Here is an 18,242-nt window from a genome sequence, read left to right as displayed (position 1 = left end):
AAGCAATGTTTTAGCTAGAGAGAAAAATCGGTAGTGCGATGCACATATTCCAATTGGCTCACTTAAACTCTCGGGCGCGCTGGTGGGGGTATGTGTCCGCGATTCTCAGCGTTGTTGATACAGTCCTGACCGTAGTGAGTGGCATAACGGTGGGGACATTGGTAGCACGTGCAGTGGAGCCAGTGAATCGTCACGAGATGATGTCACACCACTTGCCGTCAGAGTATCCCTATGCTCTTTTCGGCTGGTTAGTCCTTGTCGTCGTATTGCGCGTTCTCGTTAGCGGGGCGAGGACACGATTAGGTGATTCAGCCGCAGATTCGGTGGTCTCAACTCTTCGCCATCGTCTCCTGGACCATCTTGTTCATCAAGATCCGCACCACGTTAACCGGCCATACTGGCACACTATATTGACTCATGGGCTAGATTCTTTTCGGCCCTACGTAACTGGTTTTTTCCCCGCAGCCATGGCTTCTGCTCTATCAACGCCTCTAGTCTTGGTAGCAATAGTCTGGTTAGATTTTCCCTCCGCTTTGTGGGCTGCCGGGACAATTCCCCTGATCCCCTTTTTCATGTGGTTGGTGGGGACGCTAACACAATCGCGAACTGGACGTAAGCTTAGGGACTTGACGCGTTTGAACGATCAGCTCGTGGATCTTGTAGCAGGCCTGCCTACCTTAGTTGCCCACGGGAGACAACATGATCCTGAGCACGAAGTTCGTCGCTTAGCGAGCACCCACAAGCGGTCGACGATGGACGTCTTGAAATTAGCGTTTCTCTCTACTTTTGTTCTTGAATTTATAGCCACGCTTTCGGTTGCATTGGTCGCCGTCAACATTGGTTTTAGGCTCTTAGAGGGCCATATTTCGTTGGCCACTGGCTTAGCTATTCTTATTATTGTTCCTGAAGTATATTCTCCGTTGAGGGATGTAGGAAAGCGCTTTCATGCAGCTCAGGACGGTATAACAGCACTAAATGCAGTCCTTACGGAACTAGACTCGCCATCGCCGCCACGTCCCCTGCTGCCTGAGTGTGGCCATGTATCCGATGGAGGCCTCGACGTTGTGCTTGACAATTATTCCTGTGAGGGCCGTGATGGCATTCGGCCCCACGCTCTTTCCGCTAGGGCACGACCAGGAAACATTACAGTATTATCCGGTCCTAATGGGTCCGGTAAATCGACGGCCCTCATGGCAGTTTTAGGCCTTGGCAGTGGTAGCGGAATAGCCGGTGTATGTGGGGCCGATGGCGCACTTCCTCCGGAATTAGTGTGGAAAAACACTGCGTTCCTTCCTCAACGACCGGTACTAACGGAGGGGACCATGGGCGACACGAGCCACCTTTCTTTGGGGCAGCGCCAACAAGAATCCTTCCGTCGATTAGTTCCAGGAAAGACACTTATTGTTCTCGATGAACCGACTGCTCATCTTGACGAATTGTCTGCCAAAGAAATGATTAGGGACTTGGCCGATTTGGCCACTCGTGGTGCGACAGTGCTGGTGGCTAGTCACGATCCGCTGATGTATGAAGCTGCGGATCGTGTTTACGATCTGGGGGCGATCGATCTTGACGGTTAATGTTTGGGCTCGAGAACGAGCAGTATTAGCCGGTGTAGTGACGCTGATGTCCTCGATTGCACTGACATTGGTATCTGCGTGGCTGATTACTCGTGCGTGGCAAATGCCCCCAGTTATGAATCTGACCGTCGCTATTACGTCGGTACGTGCTTTAGGAATCTCCCGCGCGGTTTTTCGTTACATTTATAGGCTTGCAACCCACGACGTTGCGTTAACAGCTGCAGCGAATGCGCGTAGTCAGATTTACCATAACTTGGTAGCTGTACCTCCATCTACCGTCTTGGGGATGTCTAGAGGTCGCCTACTTAGCTTCATCGGGCCGGACATCGATGCGCTCACCGATAAAATTGTACGAGCAACCATTCCGCGGCGGGTTGCGATCTATACCGGTATCCTTGCAATTGCGCTGACCGCTACTTTATCGCTATTAGCTGCGGGTATCTTGGCTATAGGTTTAGGCTTCGCGGGGATCGTTGTTCCATGGATCGCGGTTCAGGGCGAAAAGAAAGCCTCAACGGCTCAGGCCACGGAAGACTATGTCTCAGCTGTTGATCATGTATTGCATCATGCTGCTGCACTGAGCGTACGCGGTGAACTAGATCAAGTTCTCCAACACGCGGATGATGCAGAGCAGAGAATTTCGTCGATCCGAGGGTGGGCTCACCCTTGGTCATCGGTGTCGACTGCTATGTCGGCCGCAGCATCGGGATTTACACTTATTATTGTTGTTCTCGTTGCAGTTCTCGCCAGCCCGGACCATAGCCCCCAGTGGTTGGCTGCCGTAGCACTTATGCCCTTGGTCGCCTTCGAAGCTGTCGCTCCACTTGCCGAGGCTTCCCGTGCGGTTGTTCGTTCTCGCGACGCAGAACAACGGCTGCGTAACGTCCTGACGATTGATAACGACACCGAGCAAACCACCAGTAATGACGTCTCTGATGAGAATCCTGTCTTCGCCGTTCGAGAAACTTCCCCGGCTGTAGGTAAGAAAATGAGTAGCGGTCGCGTAACTGCGAATCATTTAGTTGTCGGGTGGGACCACCCAGTGTGGGAGGCGAACTTTGACGTTCCACCCGGTGGCCGGTACGAGATCGTCGCCCCCTCAGGTACTGGCAAGACCACATTGTTGATGACGCTAGCGGGGCTAATCCCGGCATGGGGTGGAAAGTATTCCGCAGTTGGAGCTCGTTTTATCGCCGAAGATGAACATATTTTCGCGACAACAGTCCGCGATAATTTAGCAGTGGGTGCGGCCGATGCGAGCGAGAGTGCAATGCGTGAAATGATCGACCGAGTGGGGTTGGCTCAGTGGGTAGAGCACTTACCGCGTGGGCTCGACACTGTGTTGCGTGATGGCGAAGAATCACTATCTGGTGGTCAGCGGCGTCGCCTGATAGTGGCTCGTGCTTTACTAAGTGACGCTCCCATTCTGCTTATCGACGAACCTACTGAACATGTGGATAAAGATTCTGAGAAACGGTTACTCGATGTTTTGGGGTTCGGGGATTCTGTGGCGGGTTCGACGGACGATCAACGAACGATCGTGATGGTTCGTCATCCACGGTCGCCCTAGGCCGCTATTAAGCATCACCTAAACCTCTTCTTTGTTATGAAGATTCAGTTTCATTAAATTTATTTTCAGTTGAGGGAGGCGGTGGGCTAGGCTCCCCGCATGAAAAAATCTATTCACCCCATTGAGCGGTTACGGGGGAGCGTTCAATCGCCACGAATGCCGGAAATCGATGTTGCCCGGGCACTGGCGATCTTCGGGATGATCGCAGCTCATGTTGCGTCGGGACCGTCGTCGGTAAGCATTATGGAACCGTCGACGTACCCAGCTCTCGTTCACGGTCGGCCAGCCGTGTTATTTGCCCTGCTAGCTGGTGTGTCTATCAGTTTGATGACGGGACGCGGGGAGCGGCCAGCATCGGTTAGCGATGTGCGGGGAACAAGGCTGAAACTCATCGGGCGCGCTCTAGCTATTTTCTTGATCGGCCTGCTGTTAGAGCAGCTTGGTACCGGAATTGCGGTCATTTTGACCTTTTATGGCGTCCTGTATTTCGTCGCGCTACCTTTTGTGTGGGCGAAGACGCGAACACTCGTCATCACAGCGATCTGCTTGGGACTTTTCGGACCATCCTTGTTAGCGGTTGTTCAATACCTGTTGCCAAAGGGGGATGTCAGCCCAACAATCGGACTGGTGCTCGGCGGGGTGTATCCGCTCCCTGTGTTCTGGGGCATTCTCCTGCTGGGGATGGCGCTGGGCCGGGTTCATCTGCAGAGCACCCGAGTGTTGGCCGGCCTTGTCGCTGTCGGGGTTTGTGCCAGTGCTGTTGGTTACGGTGTGGGAGCCAGATGGGGCAGTGACGAGGAGGCGAAGAACGTATGGATTAACCAAGATAATGGGAATGGCGGTTCCCAGCCTGATTGGTCGGCGGTGATCTCCAAATTAAAGAAGCAGAAAGCCAAGCAGGCTGATGGCATGCAGCCGGGAAATCCCGCGGCGGAATCATCGGGGGACGCGTCGTCAGACGAAGGAATTGAAAGCCGATGGGGTCAGTATTGGGACGGGCTCGGTAGTTCGAAACAACTGAAAGACTCCATCAAGAAGTCTGTTGTGGATTCAGCACCGCACAGTGGGGGCACTGCAGAATTCGTCGGATCCGGAGGGTTCGCCCTCATCGTCGTGGCATTGTGCCAGCTGGTTGTGTCATGTGCGCGGCGGTGGTTTATACCTCTTGCCGTCACGGGGGCTATGCCGTTAACTATTTACACCGCGCACGTCATCGTCGTGGTTGTTCTGGGTGGCCCGGCGGGAACAGTGGTCTCTAATCCGCTCTATTGGTCACTCGTAATTGGTTCGGTGATCTTCGCAAATGGCTGGATGGCGTTCGTCGGGCGCGGCCCCTTGGAGCGATTCCCCCGTTGGCTCGGAAACAGGGCGGCGGGGCAGTAGCGCCACTAATTCTTCCGAGCAGAATTGCCAATGGGTGCGATCAGGTACACCACTGGCAGCCCTACGACGAGGTTCATCACGGACTCGATAATGCCGTTGTAGAATGGCGTCGTTAATAAGAGTGGAAGAACGACTGCCGCGACTAGGACAACTCCGACGATCCAACTGTAAAACAGCGACGGCAGCGTTGTTCCGATGTTGAGCACCCACCACAATAACGCGGCGAAAATGGCCACGAGGGCGGCGAAGATCGCGTAATACGTCCGGTCGATGGGCGGATACGTCCAGTTCACGTACGTGGCGATGCGCTCCATGACGAGTTCAAGAATCCATGCCACCACATAAGCGGTAATGGAGGCCACGATGGCAACAGCCACCACCGAGCCGATAAATTTCGGGATATCGAACTGGTCGCTGATCGAGGGGCCACTCTTCTGGGGTCGCGACTGCGGCCGTGACTGCTGAGGCGCCGGCGACTGTGCGGGCGCCTGCTGATAGCTCTGATACTGCTGGTCAGAGTAATAGCCGGCGTCGTTATACCCACAATTGCTGTCGTTGTATCCCCGATTGCTGGGCGCGCTATATCCGCCGGAGTTATATTCGCGGTTGTAGCCGCCCGTCGAATACCCGTCATCACAGTAGTCCGAGTTCCCGCCTGAATACTGGCTCTCTGAACCCGAATAACGGTCAGAATAGCTACTGGGGAAAATCTCAGTTTCGTCGTTCGCGTTGTTGTAACGGGGGTCACTGTCGCGGTTCGGCATTAGCAATCAATCCTTGGCGCTCTATAGGAATCGTGCGTAGGTATTCTACCGGCTCCATCGCAGACTCCTAGCTCGCGTCGTGTGTCGCCTCCTTTTTCCACGATGGATTTGATCGTTTTCACCGTCGCCGGGATACCTTCCAGCGCGGCGTCACGTCGCTCATTGAGCTCCGCCTCCGCGCCATTGCCGTACTTATTGATGAAGAACCGGAAGCCTTGTTGAGTAACTTCCCAGGTCTCCGTCAGAGTTGACCCGTTATCTCCGGCAGGTTTGATTTCATAACCCCATTCGACGACGTCACCGTTGACGGCCCACGAGAAAACCTTGGGCCGTTCGGCAGCAGTCACGACGGACTCCGTTTCCCACGTGCGCTTCGGCGTTTCATTATGGCCGACGAACCACGCCCCGACCTCGGGTTCCGTGGGTTTTGTGCCGTCGTCACGCTCTTTCCACCACGTAGCTTTGCACACCGGAGACCATTCACCCGTCCGCGAGATATCCGACACGACGTTGTAGACCTCGTCAGGAGTGGCGTCGATGGTGACAGACACCCGTCGGCGAAAATCGTCGGGATTAAACATGCTCGTATCGACGTCGGAGGATGTGTTGTCGTCAGAATTATGTGGAGAAGTCATACCGACCAGGGTAGGTGCTTTCGCGCGTGGCAGTAGCGGGGGAGGGGAGCCGACCTCCGTATGGGGGTGAGGCCGGACACGTTCCGGGTTGATAACACGAGCATCGGGGGGTCAAACGGAATAGCCTGAAAGGAAGTGGTTACGCGGTTGGCTGAGACCGTGTGACTAATACACCGCGCACGGTGACAGGTGCCTGAACCCCGTGCGTGCACCACAAACACTGGAGGATGACACGACCATGACAGAGAAACCCAGCTTCACTGACGTCAATGGACGGGAAGTGTACGCCAAGATTGAGGAGGGCGAGAACGGCCCGCAGCTGATTATCGGGACCTCTCAGCCAGATGGAACGGTGAAGCGTTCCCTCGTGCTGAACAAGTACGATGCTAAGCAAATGGCCGCGGTGTGCGAGGTGTACCTGCGGCAACAGTTCTCCGTCTCGTTCGCCACCGTGGATAGCATGCTCACCGCGGAAGACCGGATGAACATTTACCAAAACGAGATCGACGCTATCGAGGACCCCGAGATCAACCCCGACGACGACCTGCACAAAAGCTAGTCGTTTTCTGGTCAGCCGAACCGGGAGCTAGAGCCGCGGAGTGGGCATGGAGTAAACAGGGTATATGCGTTTACTCCGTGTCATTGGTATGGGAGCAGGAAGCCCGGGGCATATTAGCCACGATGCTGCCGCGGCGTTGGCGTCCTCGGATGCCGTTGTAGCCTTGGATAAAGGGGACACGAAGGCGGATCTCCTCGAGCTGCGCCGCCGTATATTGGCTACTCACGCGCCAGATCTTCCGTTACTCACTGTCGACGATCCGCCGCGTGACCGCCACCCCGCAGGAACCCCCGAGTATCACCGGGAGGTTCAGCGCTGGCATCAGAAGCGTGCCCGCCTGCTGGCCGACACGATTACGTCCTCTCTGAGTGATGGCCAAACGGCGGCATTCTTAGTGTGGGGCGATCCCTCGTTGTACGACTCCACCTTGCGCATCATCGAGCGGATGCAGAACCTGGGGTTGGGGTGCCGCACTGAGGTGTATCCCGGCATTACTGCTGTTCAGGCACTCACCGCGGCTCATCGGATCCTCATTAACCGGATTGGTGAGCCGATCACCGTTACGACAGGCCGACAGCTACAGAAAGACCTGGACGCCCCCGACACGGCCTCGAGAATCAAGGCCGTGTCGAACACCGTAGTCATGCTCGACGGCAAAACCGCGTGGACCCACCCCGGCATCGACCGCGACCACACCTACATGTGGTGGGGTGCCTACGTCAGCACGGATAAACAGGTACTGCGCAAAGGGTGGGTTGGCGACATCGCCGACGACGTTGCGCAGACTAAAGCTCAATTACGGGCGCAACACGGCTGGATCATGGATACGTACCTGTTGCGGTACTTCGATCCAGACGGCGATGACCAGCCAGAAACGCTTATGACGTAGAAACTGGGTTTAGGACGACAGCTCTTCAACTTTGCGACGTACGTCGCCGGCCGGCGGATTCGTCGCGGTGGTGTCGTCGGAATACTTCACGGTCGGAACAACGCGGTTGCCGTCGTTGACGCTTTCCACCCACTGGCCGGCCTCTTCTGACTGGTCAATGTCGATAAGAGAATACGGCGTTTCGGTGCGATCCAGATTCTCAATGAGCTTCTTGCAGAACGGGCACCACGTTGCGTAGTAGATCGTGGCTGCGGTTTCGTTTCCGGATGGGTTATTTTTCTGAATAACTTCACTCATAATGCCCCACTATAGCGCCATAGTGGATTGATTGGCATGGTTTACTTGCTGAAATAGCAGAACCGATAGCGAAGTGGTTGGGTGTCGCGGCCATCGTTGCCATCACCGATGATCGTTCCATTGCGGGACGTCTTCCACTCACTGCGCGACGACGGCACCCACTCCGACGACAACCGGGCAGTAACGGGACGGTCGAAATAGTGCCCGACAGCTGCGTCGATTTCCGTGAGAACGGCAAGCCGGATCTCCGGGCGCGTGAGGGCCTCGCGGTAGACTTCGCCCCCGCCAATGACCCATGCGTCCACATTTTCCGGTGCGACGCGCCGGGTGAACACTGGGTGGGGAATATCCTTAAACGCTGCTTCTAACGAATGGTGAAGGACGACGCCCTCGGGGGTGTGTTCGTCACTCCAGCGTCGGGAGAGAACGATGTTGGTACGCCCAGGCAGCGGCGTGAAACGCGAGGGAATACTTGACCACGTTGCGCTGCCCATGATCACGGGTACGCCCCACGTTAACTGTTTGAAGTGTGCCATGTCTTCGGGAACGTGCCACGGCATTCGTGTGCCGTCGCCAATGACCCCGTCCCTATCGGAGGCCCAAATAACCCCGATGAGCGGCTGTTCGGGTTCCACTGTTCGACGTGGGGACGGGGAAGCGTCGCCACGAGTGGGCGAGTGAACGCCTGTGGAGGATGAAGTAGACATTGAGCTCACCGCCTGTGGAGTGGAATTGGCTACACCGCGACCGGTGCTTTGATGGCTGGGTGCGGGTTATAGTTCAGGATATCGACATCATCCCAGGTGTACGAGAATAAATCTGCGGCCTTGGTTAACGAGAGCGTCGGATAAGGGCGCGGATCCCGAGATAATTGAAGGTCAATCTGGTCGCGGTGGTTGTCATAAATGTGGCAATCGCCACCGGTCCAAATGAACTCTCCGACGTCAAGGCCTGCCTGTTGGGCCATCATATGGGTCAAGAGCGCATACGATGCAATGTTGAATGGAACGCCCAAGAACATGTCGGCGCTGCGTTGATACAGCTGGCAGGATAGTTTCCCATCGGCAACATAAAACTGGAAAAGAAGATGACACGGCGGCAGCGCCATCGATGGAACGTCCGCAACATTCCAGGCAGATACGATAATCCGGCGCGACGTCGGGTTGTTCTTAATCATGTCCAGGGCTTGAGAAATTTGGTCGATGGTGCCGCCGTCCGGCGTCGGCCATGACCGCCACTGCACCCCATAAATCGGTCCGAGGTTTCCGTCCTCATCGGCCCACTCGTCCCAGATGTGGACATTCTTTTCGAGTAATGAGTGGATGTTGGATTCGCCCCGGAGGAACCAAAACAGCTCCTCCGAAAGCCCACGCATGAACACTTTCTTGGTCGTGAGAAGAGGGAAGTACTCGGAGAGATCGAACCGCATCTGTTTCCCGAAGAGGCTCGTTGTTCCCGTGCCGGTGCGGTCATCCCGGTGGTTGCCGTCTTTCAGAATCTCACGGAGAAGATCCTCATATGGCGTCGGAATATCAGTACTCTCGCTCGCGGACATGCCAGTCATGGTAGCGCTTTTTTAATTTCATTGGCCGGATGCCCACAAACCCCTGGTCACGGAGGCTGTGACTAATTAGCGGCGGGGGGCTTAGTAGTGGCCGTGCTCTTTCTTGAACTCGGCGGCAGCCTCCAAAATGGTGTCCTTCAACTCCGGGCGGCAGATAACGACATCGGGGAGGTAAACATCCTCGTTGTTGTACCGCAGCGGGGAACCATCAAGACGCGAGCAGTGCAGGCCAGCGTCGGTGCACACGCCGATCGGGGCTGCAGAGTCCCACTCGTACTGGCCACCAGCATGGACATAGGCGTCATAGTCGCCGAGCAACACGTGCATGGCTTTCGCGCCAGCAGAGCCCATGCGAACAACTTCGCTGTCGAGCTTGTCGGCAATAACCTGCGCGACCTCAGGCTGACGGTTGTGCGACACAACGATCTTGTTAGCCCGTGGGCCCATCACAGCCTTGGCCGAACCAGTATGGAAGACCTGGCCAGCGTCGGGAAGTCCCACCGCGGCATGCGTCGGGATGCCATTTTCTACGAGTGCAACATGGATTGCCCAGTCCTGGCGCCCGCCGGCAAACTCCTTGGTGCCATCGAGGGGGTCGACGATCCACACGCGGTTTTTCTTCAGCCGGTCTAAGTTATCCGCGGCTTCCTCTGACAAAAAACCATCATCGGGGCGGTGACGGGAGAGCACGCGCTCAATCCACGTTTGGGCTAAGTCATCACCCGCCGCGCCGAGGCCAGGTCCTTCAAGCAAACCGACGGAACGGACGCCCTTCAGGATCTCACTAGTTCCCGTCGCAAGGCGCAGGGCAAGGGTAGCATCGTCAACGTAAGCACTCACGTAGACGACTTTAGCCGTTGTCAGTCGTTTGTCTCCACCACGGGGGGCGGGGTCGGTCTCGGCCTAAGCGTGCCTCGGGGCTCGCTTGATGGATCACGCTGGATTGACGACGTGGGTACATCGCGTCGGAAGGGCATCTCGTCGTTACACGCAGTCGTGACAATCACCCCCGTTAATGATGAAAAAAGAACAGATTACAGGGGTTGACGGGGGTAGTAGCGACTGTGATGGGAACTCGATTCGTCTTCGCAAGGAACTATCAGACCATAACGCTCGACTAATTAATACGTGACCCTGACAACACAAAGCGATTTTCATCCCGAACAACAGAGTGAAAACCACGACGACGTGAACGACGGCCAGCGTAGCCGTCGTCGCGGACCACGCTTCCCGCATCGCGGCGGCAGCGTGCGGGTCATGATCCACCGGATCCACTTCTACGCCGGCGTTTTTGTGGGCCCCTTCATCCTCATCGCAGCCGTGACCGGCTTGTTGTACGCAGCTGCACCAAGTATTGAGTCCATCGTCGACCACGACAAAATGTACGTCCCGGCCTCGGATGTCCATAGCCATCAGCGGGTAGACGTCAAAGACCAAATACTCACCGCAGCGGAGCGGCACCCAAACCTCACGTTCAGCGGGGTGCAGATCCGCAACGACGATCGTGCCACCACCCGCGTTCTTTTCAACGACCCCTCCTTGCCTTCGAAGAGCTACCGCCGAGTGGTCATGGTCAATCCCTATACCGGGGAAGTCGTTGGCGACACCGTCCAGTTCGGCAGTTCCTCCTCACTCCGATTCCGCGAATGGACCGACCGCGCGCACCGCAACCTTTTCCTCGGGGAGCCAGGGCGTATCTACGCTGAAACCGCCGCCGCATGGTTGGGTGTACTGACTGTCTCTGGGCTCGTCATGTGGTGGCGGAAAATCTATGACAAGAACAAGAAAAAGCGCGCCACGGGATCAGAATCTCACTCATCGCCGAAACCGTTAACCGGGCGCCCGAAGAGTATGCGTCGGCACGCGATCATCGGAACATGGGCGTGCTTGGGAATGCTGTTCCTCACTGCCACCGGTTTGACCTGGTCAAAGTATGCGGGCGCACAGATCGCGGACTGGCGGGTCCAGCTCAACTGGGCCAAGCCCACCCCCGACACCACCGTCTCGCAGAGCGTCGGCTCCCCCGATGCGTCCATGGACCACAGCCACCACGGAGGACACGGCGGCCACAGTGGCCACGGTGGCATGAGCTCTGACTCACCGGCGCTGACACCCCACGATTCGGTTCTCGAAGCGCAAAACCACGTCGACACGGTCATGTCGTCAGCCAAACAAGCCGGGATTAAAGCCAGCTTTGAGGCGACGGCTCCTGCCGCGCCGGGCGAAGCCTGGACTGTCACTGACCTGCGAGTACCGTGGTACTTCAGCCACGATTCCGTCTCTGTCGATGGGGAAACAGGGCGAGTTGTCGATACCGTGTGGTTTAAAGACTGGCCTTTCGCGGCGAAACTGGCCGAGTGGGGGATCCAACTCCACATGGGCATCCTCTTTGGCATTGTGAGCCAGATCGCGCTGGGAGCGCTAGCCATCATGATCTGCATCATTGTCGTCCGCGGCTACATGATGTGGTGGCAGCGACGCCCGACGCGAAACCGGAACGGTTTCCGGTCGAACTTTGGACGCGCGCCCCGCCGAGGCGCATGGAGGAGGTCCTCGATCATTGGGTTCGCGGTAGCGGCGATTCTACTGATTGGATACGGCCTGTTAGCTCCGCTCTTTGCGATCAGCGCCCTTGCTTTCCTTGCCCTGGATATCGTGATCGGCTTCGTGATGCGGTGGAAAGGCCGACGCGATCACGACAGCGCGTCGAAAGATACCTCTTTCGCTGAGGTTAACGCCTAGGCTAACCTAAATTCATGGTTGAGAATCCTCGAGAGATATCCAGTAGCTCCCCAGACGACTGCCGTGGCGACGAAACGTTGCAGAATCAGCGGGAATCGTCTGCTAACGCAGGTCAGCAGCACACCTCGCGGGAGGAATGGTTCTCACACCATTATTCGTTACGACGCGCCCATCGCTCGTCATCGTTAACGCCCCGAGCCCACGAGAGGAGGCTCTCGCGGCGTTCATTCCTCGTCGCCGGAATGGGAGCAGGCGCGGCCTTAGGGTTAGCGGCATGTTCATCTTCTAGCGGCGATGGTGAAAACGCCGAGGCAGAGTCGTCCAAGAAATCGTCGAATAAAAGTACTGGCACGCACGATACGTCGAAAATTATTGCCCTGAACACTGGGCAGATCGACGGGCTGCTGGCGTTGGGCATAACCCCGGTGGGGATGGGAATCGCTAACGCTCAGGCGTCGTCGTCAGAGAGCATTCCCCAATACATCAAGGACAAGTTCGGCGATAAGTACGATCTTGACTCCATCACCATCGTCGGGCAGCGGACGCAGCCTGACATGGAGAAAATAGCCGCGCTTAATCCCACCCTCATTTTGGCGAATGACAGGACGGGCAAGGATGTCCTTGACCAGCTGAAATCAATTGCTCCCGTGGTGACGGGCAAGGGCGGGGCTGAGAACTGGAAGGACGATTTCCGCACCATTGCGGACGCCGTGGGGAGCGTGATGACGCGCAGCGGCTCATTGATGATCATGAGGATGCCGTTGCTGAATGGAAGAAGGACCGCGGGACATCGCCCACCGTGTCGCTGATTAGGAACAAGGGCACCGACTATCTGATGCTGGGGCCGCTATCGCTTGCTGGGCAGGTATTGAAAGATGGGGGATGTAACCGGCCGACATCTCAGCGTTTCGAGGACAAGGTGTCGCACCCGATTTCGTCGGAAAACCTTGATCAGCTTGACGCGGATTATCTGTTCTACGGTTTCAATGCCAAAGGCGAGAAGCTCACGAAAGATGCTTTGTGGGGGAACTTGGACGTTGTGAAAAATGGTCACGCCGTCGGGGTGGACCCGGATCCGTGGTTCCTCAATGCATCGGTGGTAGCAGCCAATTACATTTTGGATGAGCGCAAAAAGACTGTGAAGTAAAGGTCGGGGCATAAAACCGCCACTTAAAACCGCCGTGGAGTAAAGGCTACGGCGGTTCCTCATTTACGCAGCTAGTTTAATGCTGTGCAGAGCTCAGCACTTTAGGTTTCCGGGGCACCACCAGCGGCGCGTCAGTGCATTCCGGATCCTCAATGACTCTCGCGTCCAGCCCAAATGATGATTCCAACAGCTCCTCAGTGAGAACCTCGGATGGCTTACCAGCCGCTGTTACCTGCCCATCGGCCATCACGATCACGTTGTCGGAATAGCGTGCGGCCAAGTTCAAATCATGCAGCACCATCACCACGGTCCGACCCAAGCGATGCTTCAGCTCGGTGACCAGATTCAGTACTTCAATCGAGTGGGAGAGGTCAAGGTACGTCGTCGGCTCGTCCAGGAACAACACCTCGGTGTCCTGGGCCAAGACCATCGAAATCCACACTCGCTGACGCTGCCCACCTGACAGCGACGACACTGGTCGATCAGCCAAATCGGCAACGTGGGTGAGTTCAAGCGCCCGCGCTACTTCTTCTTCATCGTCCGACGACCATTGCCGGAACCACGACTGATGGGGGTGCCGGCCTCGAGCGACCAGGTCGCTCACCACAACGCCCGGGGGAGCAATGGGCGATTGGGGTAGCACACCAATCCGCTGTGCTAACTCTTTTCGACGCAGCGACCGGACGTCGACGTCGTCAAGCATGATTGACCCCGAGGAGGAAATCAGCTGAGCAGCAGCCCTCAACAGCGTGGATTTACCGCAACCATTGGGTCCGATAATGGTGGTGACAGCTCCCCCCGGAATGGACGCATCCAGGTTCGGGATAACGTTGCGATCCCCGTACGAGACCCTCAGGCCCGACAGTGTCAGTGAACCTGCCGGGGCAGCGTCGTGTCGAACAACCTCGTGTCGCGGTGTCGAGTTTCCTGCAGGCTGCGCGGGTGTGGAGCCTGACGCGCTGGATGACGAGTTCATGGTGTGGCTCATACCGTGGCCTTTCGTGACGTGCGGACAAGGAGGTAGATAAGGAATACGCCACCGATCGCTGAGGTGAGCAAACCGACGGGAAGCTCCGTGGGGAGAATCGTCTGGGTAGCAATATCGGCCAGGAGCAAAAGCACCGAGCCGGTGAGGACTGAGGTAAACAACGGCGGGGCAGACGTGCCGGCTAAACGCATGGCCACTTGGGGCGCGACGAAGGCGATGAAACCGATCGGACCACCGGCCGAGACCGCAAAGGCAGCTAATACCACCGACACAACGAGGATCGCGGCATCAACCAGTCGCCGGGGCTGGCCCAAAGAGGACGCCAGGTCGGGGCCTAGTTGCGATGCGCGAAGCTCGAAAGAAATCCAGACGCAGATGATGATGCAGATTCCCAGAACAATCATGACAGGCCGCAAACGGTTCCATGTGACCGAAGAAAGAGAACCTGTCAGCCAGAATTTGGCAGCAGCTGCGTCGCTTGTTTCGGCACGAATCATGAGGAAGTGGATATACGAATTGAGCAGCGCAGTGACCACAATGCCCAACAGAACCAGACGATAAATATCCATCTGGCGGCCACGGAATCCGATGAGCCACATGAAAACAGTCGTGCCCAGGGCACCCATTAATGCAGCAGCCGGAATACCTGCCCCGGCAAGCCACCCAGCGAAGCCGCTACCCGAGCCCAGCACGATGACCGTCACGGCAGCTGCAGAGGCACCGGATGTCACGCCCAAAATGTCAGGGCTGGCCAGGGCGTTGCGGGTCACTGACTGTGTGAGCGCACCAGAGAGCGCCAGGGCTGCTCCAACAATTACGGCGGATAATGCGCGGGGCATTCGCCACTCGAACACAACGAGTTGTTCAATACGCAAGCCACCGCCCGTAAACACGACGGACAAGACGTCCATGGGGGCGATAGGGAAATCGCCGATACCAATAGCCACAGCGAAGAGGAAAATCCCAGCTATGGCAAGGGCCAGACACACCAACAATGGGCGAGGCGACAGCACACCCAACACGGGACCCCACCGAAACGCCCTCCGGTGGTGCGGTAAACGAACCTTACTCTGCTGCGGTGTCGTCATACTTCCACCACCTTGTTACGGCTGATGAGGTAAATGAAGAACGGTGCGCCCACGAACGCCAGGACGATGCCAACCTCCACTTCGCCCGGGCGCGCGATGAGGCGGCCCACAATATCGGCCACCAGTACAAGCACAGCGCCCGTCAACGCCGAATAGGGCAATATCCAGCGATAATCCGGACCCGTGATGGAACGAACCACATGGGGCACAACCAATCCGACGAAGCCGATGGGCCCCGCCGCAGCCGTCGCCGCTCCCGCGAGCAGCGCGATGAGTATGACGCCGACGATCCTGGACCGCCCGACATGAACTCCCAACGACGTTGCAGCGTCGTCACCCAAGTTAAGAAGGTTGAGGGTGGGACCGGTGGTGAAGGCCGCAATGAGGGCGACCACGATCACCGGAGCCGACACCATCACGACGTTCATATCGCGGCCGGCGATCGCGCCCACGGTCCAAAAACGCATGCGGTTCAGGTTGTCGTTGTTGGTGAGAACCAGTCCGCTGGTTAATGACGACAGCACAGCGCCCAGCGCGGCACCGCCGAGCACTAAGTTCAAGGGGCTAGCCGTCGCTTTCCCCACAGAGGCCAAGCCGAACACCAAGGCAGTGGCACAGATTGCTCCACCGAACGCCCAGAACGTCGTCGCAACATTCCCCGTTACTCCGAAGAATGCGAAACTTGCGACCACCGAAAAGGCCGCTCCGGCAGAGACCCCCAAAATGCCGGGATCCGCAAGCGGATTGCGGGTATGCCCCTGAATCAGCGCCCCCGCGCAACCAAGTGCCATCCCAACAATCACACCGAGCAGGGCGCGGGGAATGCGGAGGTCAATGATCACCCGCGTATCAGTATCGCTATTTGAAGAATCGGATGATGACGAGAAATGGCTGAGAACATCCCATACCTTGGGCAACGGAATACTCCGTGACCCCAGTGCCATCGCAGCGCATAAACACACTGCAAGCAGCACGAGTAAAACAACCAGGCCGGTAATCCGACGCACATAGAGGCGTCGGCCAGCCTTGCTGCTACCAGGTGGCTGGGGCGAGCCATCGGCGGACGTCGGTGTCGGCGAAGCCGCCGGTGAATGAGTAACAGTCATAAGTGAGAGCGCAAATCAGTTAAGTGTGAACATCAATGGTCAGTGGCACTATGTCTATGCCGCGGTATGTTTATGCACAGTATCAGGCCATAGCCTAACCTGAGTGCCCACATAGCTTAGCCCTAGCTTATGACATGGCGGAATCTACTTTCTATTTTCCCGGTACCACGAAATCAGAGAGTCAGTGCTGGCATCCCCGGTATCGACGCCTTTCTCTCCGGTGACTGCGGGCAGAAGCTCGCCGGCCTGCTTCTTACCCAACTCGACGCCCCACTGGTCGAAGGAGTTAATCGACCAGATCGTGCCCTCAGTGAAGACGATGTGCTCGTACAGAGCGATGAGCTGCCCAAGTACCGACGGCGTGAGAGCAGGAGCCAAGATCGTCGTCGTGGGTCGGTTGCCCGGCATGACCTTGTGAGGAACGATGCTGGGATCCACGCCTTCCGCGGCAATTTCGTCGGCAGTCTTTCCGAAAGCCAGAACCTTCGTTTGCGCGAAGAAGTTCGACATGAGCAGGTCATGCATACTTCCCGTGCCGTCCGCCGTGGGGAGGTCGTCGTTGGGGGTAGCAAACCCGATGAAGTCAGCTGGTACCAACTGGGTGCCCTGGTGGAGCAATTGGAAGAAAGCGTGCTGGCCATTCGTTCCGGGCTCGCCCCAGTAGATCTCACCTGTTGGTGCGGTGACCGGGGTACCGTCGATGCGAACAGACTTGCCGTTCGACTCCATGGTCAACTGCTGAAGGTAGGCAGGGAAACGTGCCAGATCCTGGGAGTAGGGCAGCACAGCGTGGGACTGTGCGCCCAAGAAATCGTCGTACCAGACACCGAGGAGCCCCATCAGGACCGGGACATTCTTCTCCAGCGGGGTGTTCCGGAAGTGCTCGTCGACGGCGTGGAAGCCCTCTAAGAAGCTCATGAAGTTCTGCGGCCCGATCACGGCCATGAGCGAGAGACCGATGGCCGAGTCCACCGAGTAGCGGCCACCAACCCAGTCCCAGAAGCCGAACATGTTGTTGGTGTCGATGCCGAACTCGGAGACCTTTTCAGCGTTCGTCGAGACCGCGACGAAGTGCTTGGCGATGGCATCATTTGCCTCATCGTTCCCGTCCTCCAGGTGGAGGCTATCGAGGAACCAACGACGAGCCGCATGCGCATTGGCCAGCGTCTCCTGCGTCGTAAAGGTTTTTGACGCGACGACGAAGAGCGTCTCCGCCGGATCGAGGTCAGCGACCTTTGAGGTGAAGTCAGCCGGATCGACGTTGGAGACGAAGCGCCCCGAGATTCCCGCGGTGGCGAAGCTGCGGAGAGCCTGCGTTGCCATAGCGGGGCCGAGGTCGGACCCGCCAATGCCGATATTCACCACAGTTTTAATCGTGTGGCCGGTGACGCCCAACCATTCGCCGGAACGCAAGGCATGCGCAAAATCACGCATCCGCGCCAGGACGTTGTGGACGTCGGCGGCGACGTTCTGCTCATCGACGTGCAGGGACTCTTCGGCGGGAAGACGTAGCGCGGTGTGCAGCACTGCTCGGTCTTCCGTCGCGTTGATATGCCGGCCGCTGAACATAGCGTCGCGATGGTCCTCAAGGTCCGCCTTCTTCGCGAGGGCGATCAAAGCCTTGAGGGTGTCGTCGTTAATAAGGTTTTTGGACAAGTCAACGTGCAGTTCAGCCACGGAAAAGTTGAGGTTCTTCGCGCGATCCTGGTCGTCGGCGAACAAGTCGCGCAACGTCGTTGACTCGATTGATTTCGCGTTGTCCTTCAGCTCGGACCATTCGTCGGTCGCGGTGATATCTGGCAATGATGAATTCATTAAAAATCCTTCTTATCGACGATAACTGTGGCGCATTGAGGTCGTGTGCGCCCCCTGAGCCATGCTAGTCGCGAATCGGCAATTCCACGGGCAAGCGGTTGACATGCTGCGGCCATGG

The 18,242-nt window shown here is 57.1% G+C and carries 18 protein-coding genes; 8 read left to right on the top strand and 10 right to left on the bottom strand.

Annotated elements, in window-relative coordinates:
- Window positions 1-38 precede the first annotated feature (38 nt).
- The 3 genes from ACWORE_RS05635 to ACWORE_RS05625 all read left to right on the top strand — a co-directional run bounded on the left by ACWORE_RS05635 (window position 39) and on the right by ACWORE_RS05625 (window position 4,530).
- Window positions 39-1,577, top strand: a complete 1,539-nt coding sequence (locus ACWORE_RS05635; protein WP_455303091.1) for an ABC transporter ATP-binding protein/permease — start codon at window positions 39-41, stop codon at window positions 1,575-1,577.
- Window positions 1,540-3,147, top strand: coding sequence for a thiol reductant ABC exporter subunit CydC (cydC, locus tag ACWORE_RS05630; protein ID WP_455303090.1), 1,608 nt, complete (start codon window positions 1,540-1,542; stop codon window positions 3,145-3,147). The genes ACWORE_RS05635 and cydC overlap by 38 nt, the downstream gene beginning before the upstream one ends.
- Before the next feature lie 99 nt (window positions 3,148-3,246).
- Entirely contained in the window at window positions 3,247-4,530 is a 1,284-nt protein-coding gene (locus tag ACWORE_RS05625) for a heparan-alpha-glucosaminide N-acetyltransferase domain-containing protein (protein ID WP_455303089.1), read from the top strand.
- 5 nt (window positions 4,531-4,535) lie between these two features.
- Here ACWORE_RS05625 and ACWORE_RS05620 read toward each other — a convergent pair whose 3' ends face one another.
- Window positions 4,536-5,294 (bottom strand): hypothetical protein, encoded by a 759-nt coding sequence (locus ACWORE_RS05620; RefSeq protein WP_296139113.1) that lies wholly within the window; start codon window positions 5,292-5,294, stop codon window positions 4,536-4,538.
- Entirely contained in the window at window positions 5,294-5,929 is a 636-nt protein-coding gene (locus ACWORE_RS05615) for an SRPBCC family protein (protein ID WP_455303088.1), read from the bottom strand. Before ACWORE_RS05615 ends, ACWORE_RS05620 begins: the two co-directional genes overlap by 1 nt.
- Window positions 5,930-6,167: 238 nt before the next feature.
- Here ACWORE_RS05615 and ACWORE_RS05610 point away from each other — a divergent pair, with 238 nt between their 5' ends.
- On the top strand, window positions 6,168-6,488 hold the full coding sequence (locus tag ACWORE_RS05610; protein ID WP_455303087.1) for a hypothetical protein: 321 nt from the start codon (window positions 6,168-6,170) through the stop codon (window positions 6,486-6,488).
- A gap of 64 nt (window positions 6,489-6,552) precedes the next feature.
- Complete coding sequence (gene cobF / locus ACWORE_RS05605) at window positions 6,553-7,377, top strand: precorrin-6A synthase (deacetylating) (RefSeq protein ID WP_406605629.1); 825 nt, start codon at window positions 6,553-6,555, stop codon at window positions 7,375-7,377.
- A 9-nt stretch (window positions 7,378-7,386) separates the two neighbouring features.
- Here the strand turns inward: cobF and ACWORE_RS05600 are convergent, their stop codons facing one another.
- The 4 genes from ACWORE_RS05600 to ACWORE_RS05585 form a co-directional block, all read right to left on the bottom strand.
- The gene (locus ACWORE_RS05600) at window positions 7,387-7,674 is read right to left on the bottom strand and encodes a mycoredoxin (protein WP_012731124.1); all 288 of its coding nucleotides are present in this window, start codon (window positions 7,672-7,674) and stop codon (window positions 7,387-7,389) included.
- Between the two features lie 41 nt (window positions 7,675-7,715).
- Window positions 7,716-8,381: a dihydrofolate reductase gene (locus tag ACWORE_RS05595; protein ID WP_406605630.1), complete on the bottom strand. Its 666-nt coding sequence runs from the start codon at window positions 8,379-8,381 to the stop codon at window positions 7,716-7,718.
- A 29-nt stretch (window positions 8,382-8,410) separates the two neighbouring features.
- A complete protein-coding gene (locus ACWORE_RS05590; protein ID WP_455303086.1) occupies window positions 8,411-9,229 on the bottom strand; it encodes a thymidylate synthase in 819 nt (272 codons plus the stop codon).
- A gap of 90 nt (window positions 9,230-9,319) precedes the next feature.
- The gene (locus ACWORE_RS05585) at window positions 9,320-10,078 is read right to left on the bottom strand and encodes a 3'(2'),5'-bisphosphate nucleotidase CysQ (protein ID WP_296139133.1); all 759 of its coding nucleotides are present in this window, start codon (window positions 10,076-10,078) and stop codon (window positions 9,320-9,322) included.
- A 288-nt stretch (window positions 10,079-10,366) separates the two neighbouring features.
- Here ACWORE_RS05585 and ACWORE_RS05580 point away from each other — a divergent pair, with 288 nt between their 5' ends.
- Genes ACWORE_RS05580 through ACWORE_RS05570 form a run of 3 tightly spaced genes read left to right on the top strand, consistent with a single transcriptional unit; the run spans window position 10,367 to window position 13,127 of the window.
- Entirely contained in the window at window positions 10,367-11,980 is a 1,614-nt protein-coding gene (locus ACWORE_RS05580) for a PepSY-associated TM helix domain-containing protein (RefSeq protein WP_455303085.1), read from the top strand.
- A 14-nt stretch (window positions 11,981-11,994) separates the two neighbouring features.
- Window positions 11,995-12,789 (top strand): ABC transporter substrate-binding protein, encoded by a 795-nt coding sequence (locus ACWORE_RS05575; protein ID WP_455303084.1) that lies wholly within the window; start codon window positions 11,995-11,997, stop codon window positions 12,787-12,789.
- Window positions 12,780-13,127, top strand: coding sequence for a hypothetical protein (locus ACWORE_RS05570; protein ID WP_455303083.1), 348 nt, complete (start codon window positions 12,780-12,782; stop codon window positions 13,125-13,127). Before ACWORE_RS05575 ends, ACWORE_RS05570 begins: the two co-directional genes overlap by 10 nt.
- A 76-nt stretch (window positions 13,128-13,203) precedes the next feature.
- Here ACWORE_RS05570 and ACWORE_RS05565 read toward each other — a convergent pair whose 3' ends face one another.
- From ACWORE_RS05565 to pgi, 4 genes are all read right to left on the bottom strand, one after another.
- Entirely contained in the window at window positions 13,204-14,115 is a 912-nt protein-coding gene (locus ACWORE_RS05565) for an ABC transporter ATP-binding protein (RefSeq protein WP_455303082.1), read from the bottom strand.
- Entirely contained in the window at window positions 14,112-15,203 is a 1,092-nt protein-coding gene (locus tag ACWORE_RS05560; RefSeq protein WP_455303081.1) for a FecCD family ABC transporter permease, read from the bottom strand. The genes ACWORE_RS05565 and ACWORE_RS05560 overlap by 4 nt, the downstream gene beginning before the upstream one ends.
- Window positions 15,200-16,309, bottom strand: coding sequence for a FecCD family ABC transporter permease (locus ACWORE_RS05555; protein ID WP_455303080.1), 1,110 nt, complete (start codon window positions 16,307-16,309; stop codon window positions 15,200-15,202). Before ACWORE_RS05555 ends, ACWORE_RS05560 begins: the two co-directional genes overlap by 4 nt.
- A gap of 144 nt (window positions 16,310-16,453) precedes the next feature.
- Window positions 16,454-18,124 carry a glucose-6-phosphate isomerase gene (gene pgi, locus ACWORE_RS05550; RefSeq protein WP_455303079.1) on the bottom strand — a complete coding sequence of 557 codons (1,671 nt, stop codon included), beginning with the start codon at window positions 18,122-18,124 and terminating at the stop codon, window positions 16,454-16,456.
- Between the last annotated feature and the right edge of the window lie 118 nt (window positions 18,125-18,242).

The organism is Corynebacterium sp. c7Ub_26 (assembly GCF_053760365.1).
The sequence above is the reverse complement of the archived record's forward strand: the minus strand, read 5'-3'. Positions and strand labels throughout refer to the sequence as shown.